Source organism: Monashia sp. HAY1-5C (assembly GCF_056755255.1).
Genome location: NZ_JBPGXG010000202.1, coordinates 1 through 5582, shown reverse-complemented (window position 1 = coordinate 5582; position 5582 = coordinate 1). Strand labels below are relative to the sequence as shown.

Annotated in this window: 7 protein-coding genes and 1 tRNA gene; 1 reads left to right on the top strand and 7 read right to left on the bottom strand. The window is 73.7% G+C overall.

From position 1 onward, the window contains the following. Positions 1 to 764: acyl-CoA dehydrogenase (locus tag ACR9ZK_RS20475; RefSeq protein WP_481343807.1), on the top strand; the 764-nt coding region annotated here is incomplete at its 5' end. A gap of 32 nt (positions 765 to 796) precedes the next feature. Here the strand turns inward: ACR9ZK_RS20475 and ACR9ZK_RS20470 are convergent. From ACR9ZK_RS20470 to ligD, 7 genes are all read right to left on the bottom strand, one after another. After that, positions 797 to 1318: a flavin reductase family protein gene (locus ACR9ZK_RS20470; protein WP_481343806.1), complete on the bottom strand. Its 522-nt coding sequence runs from the start codon at positions 1316 to 1318 to the stop codon at positions 797 to 799. A gap of 28 nt (positions 1319 to 1346) precedes the next feature. Continuing rightward, positions 1347 to 1697 (bottom strand): hypothetical protein, encoded by a 351-nt coding sequence (locus tag ACR9ZK_RS20465; protein WP_481343805.1) that lies wholly within the window; start codon positions 1695 to 1697, stop codon positions 1347 to 1349. 81 nt (positions 1698 to 1778) lie between these two features. Beyond that, positions 1779 to 1855, bottom strand: a tRNA-Val gene (locus ACR9ZK_RS20460). Positions 1856 to 1977: 122 nt separating this feature from the next. Beyond that, the gene (locus ACR9ZK_RS20455; protein WP_481343804.1) at positions 1978 to 2469 is read right to left on the bottom strand and encodes a TIGR02611 family protein; all 492 of its coding nucleotides are present in this window, start codon (positions 2467 to 2469) and stop codon (positions 1978 to 1980) included. Next, on the bottom strand, positions 2466 to 3311 hold the full coding sequence (locus tag ACR9ZK_RS20450; protein WP_481343803.1) for an aminotransferase class IV: 846 nt from the start codon (positions 3309 to 3311) through the stop codon (positions 2466 to 2468). Before ACR9ZK_RS20450 ends, ACR9ZK_RS20455 begins: the two co-directional genes overlap by 4 nt. A 70-nt stretch (positions 3312 to 3381) precedes the next feature. Continuing rightward, a complete protein-coding gene (locus ACR9ZK_RS20445) occupies positions 3382 to 4407 on the bottom strand; it encodes an anthranilate synthase component I family protein (protein ID WP_481343802.1) in 1026 nt (341 codons plus the stop codon). A gap of 68 nt (positions 4408 to 4475) precedes the next feature. Further along, positions 4476 to 5447, bottom strand: coding sequence for a non-homologous end-joining DNA ligase (gene ligD / locus ACR9ZK_RS20440; RefSeq protein ID WP_481343801.1), 972 nt, complete (start codon positions 5445 to 5447; stop codon positions 4476 to 4478). Between the last annotated feature and the right edge of the window lie 135 nt (positions 5448 to 5582).

Below are 5582 nucleotides of genomic sequence, written 5' to 3'. Positions count from 1 at the left end.
ACACGATCCAGGAGTGCCGCGAGCTGTGCGGCGGGGCCGGGTACCTGTACGCCAACCGGCTGGGCCGGCTCAAGGCCGACACCGACATCTTCACGACGTTCGAGGGCGACAACACCGTCCTGCTGCAGCTCGTCGCCAAGTCGCTGCTCACCGACTACCGGTCCACGTTCGGCGACCTCGACACCGTGGGCATCGTGCGGTTCGGGGCCAGGCTGGCCGCCGGCACCGTCCTCGAGCGCACCGCGGCCCGGGGCATCGTCCAGCGCATCGTCGACGCCGCCCCCGGCCGGGACGAGGACCTCACCCTCGCCGCACGTGGTACCCAGCTGCGCCTGCTGCGCGAGCGTGAGGAGCACCTGCTCGAGGGCCTGGCCCGGCGGCTGCGCCGCGCCGAGGTGCGCGACGCCGACGCCTTCGCGGTCTTCAACGCGTGCCAGGACCACCTCGTCGACACCGCGCGGGCCCACGTCGAGCGTGTCGTCACCGAGTCCTTCGCGGCCGCCGTCGAGGAGTGCGACGAGCCGCAGGTGCGCACCCTGTTGGCCCGGGTCTGCGACCTGCACGCCCTCGCGACGATCGAGGCCCACAAGGCGTGGTACCTCGAGCACGACCGGCTCAGCCCGGCCCGTGCCAAGGCCCTGACCGCGGTCGTCAACGAGGCGTGCACGGAGCTTCGTCCGCATGCAGGCCTCCTCGTCGAGGGCTTCGGCATCCCGGACGCCTGGCTGACGACGGAGATGACGAGCGACCTCGCTCGCGGCTGACCCGGTCGGCACCGGGCTCGCGGTCGAGCCGCTCAGGCCTCCGGCCGCTGGTACCGGCCTCGTCGGTGCACGAGCGGCTCCTCGTCGTCGCCGAGCTCGAGGTGCTCGACGACGGCCTCGACGAGGCGTGACCAGCCGACCTCGTGCGTCGCCCCGGGGTCGAGCCGGACCCCCGCCCACGTGGGCACGGCCCGCAGCCGGGGTCCCCACGGCGTCTGCTCCCAGCTCTCGCCGCGGAACGGCCCGCCCGGAGCCGGGCGCATCCCGGCGAAGACGTCGGCGACGTCACGGTGTCGCCACTCGAGGAGGGCCACGACCGCCGTGCCGTCGCTCTCGAGGCGCTCCAGCAGGTCGGAGTCGGGGTGCAGGAGGGCGACGACCCGCGCGGGACGGCCCGCGGCGACGAGGTAGGACGACACCGTCAGGCCGGCCCGGTCGGGCCCCGCGCCGGCCGTCCAGAGCGTCACGGTGGCGCCGACCCGCGCGCGCAGCCGGCGCACGGGGTCGCGCTCCGGCTCCGGGGGAAGGAAGGGGTGCTCCGAGTGGATGGTCACGCCGGCGTCGTCCCCGGCTCGCCCCGGCTCACTCGGGCTCGGCGACGAGGAGGAGGTCCTCGACGGCGACCTCGCCGGGCTCGACGACCTCTGCGTAGACGCCCGCGCACTGCGACGGCGTGCGGGTGACGCGCAGGGTGCACTCGCCCAGACGGACGGTGCGCCCGACGAGCCCCTCGAGCACGGAGGCCTCCATGTCGAGCACGACGTTGGCCTTCGGGTGGGTCTCGACGTAGTCGGCCACGGACACGAGGTGGACGGCGTTCTTCTTGGCCCGGTTACCCGCCGGACCGGCCGGCGTCATCTCGACGGTGTCGAGCTCCTGACCGGGGGCGTCGGAGTCCGGGTAGATGAACAGGCTCGACACGGCAGCGTTCATGCGGCTCAGGCTAGTCCGTCGGCGCCGTGCGCGGGTGTACGAAGGCCCCCGGCCTGCGGCGACGCAGACCGGGGGCCCCGGTGGTGGACGTGAAGGGACTCGAACCCCTGACCTCTCGCGTGTGAAGCGAACGCTCTAACCAACTGAGCTACACGTCCGGGCGCCCCGTGCCGTCGGCGTCGGGGCGACGGAGGGAACAATAGCCTGTGCCGGACCGGTGGTGGAAATCGCCCTGCCGCCCCGCCCCGGGCGACCGGTCACCGGCGCGGGCCGGACCGCCTCACTCGACCCCCGGCAGCCGGGTCAGCAGGTCCTCCGCCCACGACGGGACGAACTGGGGGATGCCGGCCACGGCGAGGTAGCCCCACAGCACCGCCCACACGATGAGGAGCGTGCCGAGGGCCACGAGGCCGCGTACACAGGCCGCCTGCCCCATGATCCACGTGTTCCACCGGCTCACCTGGTGCCTGGCGAAGTCCAGCCAGCGCTGGGCGAACTCGAACTCGCTGGCCAGGATGAGCAGCCCGAAGAAGACGACGAGCCATCCCGGGCCGGGCGCCGGCACCATGATGAGGCCGGCCACGGTGACGACCGCGCCGACCACCCCCACGGCCGTGCGCCACACGAGGTGGGTGACGCGGTTGCGCCGCAGACGGGCCCGCCAGGCCCAGCGGTCCTCGCCGGCATCGAGGGTCACGTTCCGGTCCGAGTAGTCCGGGTCCTGCGGCGCGTCGGTCCGGGTCCGGCGGCCGGTGTCCTCGGGCCCGGTCACGGGTCGAGGTCCCGCCCGGCGGCCTCGCGGAAGACCCGCTGGAGGGTGTCGGTGACGGGGTGGGCGGCCGGCAGCACCCGGTCGTCGACCGCGTGGACCGGCAGGACGTCCTTGGTCGAGCTCGTGATGAACACCTCGTCGGCCGAGGCGAGGACCTCCACGGGCAGGGTCTCCTCCCGCACGTCGAGGCCCGCCTCGCGACCCCACTCGAGGACGAGCTCCCGCGTGATGCCGAGGAGGAGCCCCGACTCCGCGGGAGGAGTGAGAACGACGCCGTCGACGACGACGAACACGTTGCTCCCCGTGCACTCGCACAGCTCGCCGCGGGTGTTGGCGAAGACCGCCTCGATGGCCCCCACCTGCTTCGCACGGGCCAGGGCGACGACGTTCTCGGCGTACGACGTCGTCTTGAGCCCGACGACCGCGGAACGCTCGTTGCGCGTCCACGGCACCACGGTGAGCTTGCCGCTCGCCGGCGGGCGTGGCTGCGGCCCGGCCAGGACGATGTGGGTCAGGTCGGCCTCGCCGCGGTCCGAGCCGAGGGGGCCGACACCCCCGGTGACGCTGTAGCGCAGCCGTCCGAACGGGATCGGGTCACCGTCGAGGACGGCGGCCACTCCCTTGTCGACGAACGCGAGGTCGACGGGCGGCAGGCCGAGGCCGGCGGCGGACCGCTCGAGGCGCCGGTGGTGGCGGGACAGGGCGAAGGGATGCCCGTCCACGATCTTGGCGGTCTCGAAGACGCCGTCGCCGACGGTGACGGAGTGGTCGAGGGCCGACACCGCCGGCCCGGTCGGGTCGACGATCCTCCCGTCGACCCAGACGCGTGTGGTCGTGCTCATGGCTCCTCGGCTGCGCTGCGGCGGTCGGGGCCGGACGCGTCGGGCCCGGCCGGGGCCTGCTGGTGTGGCCTCATGGTGTCACAGTGCCCGCGGCGAGCCCGACGAGGCGGGCGGCCTTGAGCTCGGTCTCGGCCCACTCCCCCTCCGGGTCCGAGCTCCACGTGATCCCCGCGCCGGTGCCGAAGCGCAGCCAGCGCCCTCCGGTGGCGTCTCGCTCGGCCCAGAACGTGCGGATGCCGACGGCGAGCCGGGCCTCGCCGCGGTCTGCATCGACCCAGCCGACGGCACCGCAGTAGGGGCCACGCGGCACCGTCTCGAGGTCGGCGATGGCGCGCAGCGCGCTCGACTTGGGGGCACCGCTCACCGAGCCGGGCGGCATGGTCGCCGTGGCGACCGCCCGCCAGCCGGCGTCGGGCCGCAGCCGTCCGCTGACCGTCGACACGAGATGGACGAGGCCGGGGTGCTCCTCGACGGCACAGAGCGCGTCGACGGAGACGGTGCCCGGTCGGCAGACCCCGGAGAGGTCGTTGCGCATCAGGTCGACGATCATGACGTTCTCGGCGTGGTCCTTGGGCAGCATGAGCGCGGGCGTCGGTGCGGTGCCCTTGATGGGACGCGTCACGACGCGTCCGTCGGCCCGCGAGAGGAACAGCTCGGGCGATGCTCCGACGACGTCGAGGTCCGCCGCGTCGCAGCGGATGCGTGCGGCGTACGGAGCCGGATTCCCTTGCCGCAGAAGTGCATCCAAGCCGTCGAGGTCGGCGTCGGCGCGCAGCTCGTGGCTCAGGACGCGGCAGATGTTGACCTGGTAGACCGTGCCCGAGGCGATCCGGCGCCGGACGTCGCGCACGGCGGCGACGTACTCGGACCGGTCGAGGGAGGTCGTCCACTCCCCCGTCAACGGCGTCCAGGGCCGGACCGCCGGGGCGGGCGGACCCGGGACGACCTCGGCGAAGCGGACGGCCGTGACCTCGCCCTCGAAGGTCGCGACGACGGCCCAGAACCCCTCGCTGTCGAGGGCGTCCAGGGCGTCCGGACCACGGCGGACGTCGACGACCGTCGTGGCGACCCGGTCGGCGAAGCGGGCGAGGTCCACCCGCAGATCGTAGGGCCCGGCAGCCGCAGGAGGTCACGCCCGGGGGGCGGCCGTCCCCCGGTCGACGCTCACTCGTCGTCGGGCTCGGGCGGGGTGTCGACGCCCTCGCGCTCGTCGCGGTCGGCCCACTCGAGCAGCGGCGTGAAGTCGAAGACGGCCTCGTCGATGCCGGCGTGCAGGTCGCCGAGCTCGGCGAACCGGGCCGGCATCGTGGCGATGGTCAGGTCGGGTGGCTCGACGTCGGGGACCTCGTCCCAGCGCACCGGCGCCGACACGGTGCCGTGCGGTGTGCCGCGGACGCTGTAGGCAGCGGCGATGGTGTGGTCGCGGGCGTTCTGGTTGTAGTCGACGAACAGGTCGGTCGGCGCGCGGTCCTTGCGCCACCACGTCGTCGTCACGTCGTCGGGCAGGCGACGCTCGACCTCGCGGGCGAAGGCGAGGGCGCCGCGGCGGACCTCCTTGAAACCCCAGCGGGGCTCGATCCGCACGTACACGTGCAGGCCCCTGCCGCCGGAGGTCTTCGGCCAGCCCACCGCCCCGAGCTCGTCGAGGATCTCGTGCACCGTGCCCGCCGCGCGACGGACGGTCTCGAACCCGCACCTCGGCATCGGGTCGAGGTCGATGCGCCACTCGTCGGGCTTCTCGGTGTCCGCGCGCCGGGAGTTCCACGGGTGGAACTCGACGGTCGACATCTGCACCGCCCAGACGACGTCGGCCAGCTTGGTGACGCAGAGCTCGTCGGCGTGCAGGCCGTACCGCGGGAAGTGCAGCCGGACGGTCTCGACCCAGGGCGGGGCGCCGGCGGGCAGCCGCTTCTGGTGCACCTTCTGGCCGTCGACGCCCTTGGGGAAGCGATGGAGCATGCACGGCCGCTCGCGCAGGGCGTTGACGATGCCGGGGCCCACCGACCGGTAGTACTCGACGAGGTCGAGCTTGGTCTCGCCGCGCTCGGAGAAGTAGACCCGGTCCGGGTTGCTGACGCGCACGGGCAGCCCGTCGACGTCCACCTCGGTGGCAGGGGTGCTGCGCGACGCGGCCATGGGCCTCACTCTAGGGCGGCGGGACGACGAAGGCCGGGACCCTCGGGCCCCGGCCCCACGTGGAGCGGACGACCGGGCTCGAACCGGCGACCTCAACCTTGGCAAGGTTGCGCTCTACCAACTGAGCTACGTCCG

Coding starts and splice junctions, on each gene's coding strand:
- ACR9ZK_RS20465 (WP_481343805.1), bottom strand. CDS start 1,697: ATGAACGCTGCCGTGTCGAGCCTGTTCATCTACCCGGACTCCGACGCC.
- ACR9ZK_RS20450 (WP_481343803.1), bottom strand. CDS start 3,311: ATGAGCACGACCACACGCGTCTGGGTCGACGGGAGGATCGTCGACCCG.
- ligD (WP_481343801.1), bottom strand. CDS start 5,447: ATGGCCGCGTCGCGCAGCACCCCTGCCACCGAGGTGGACGTCGACGGG.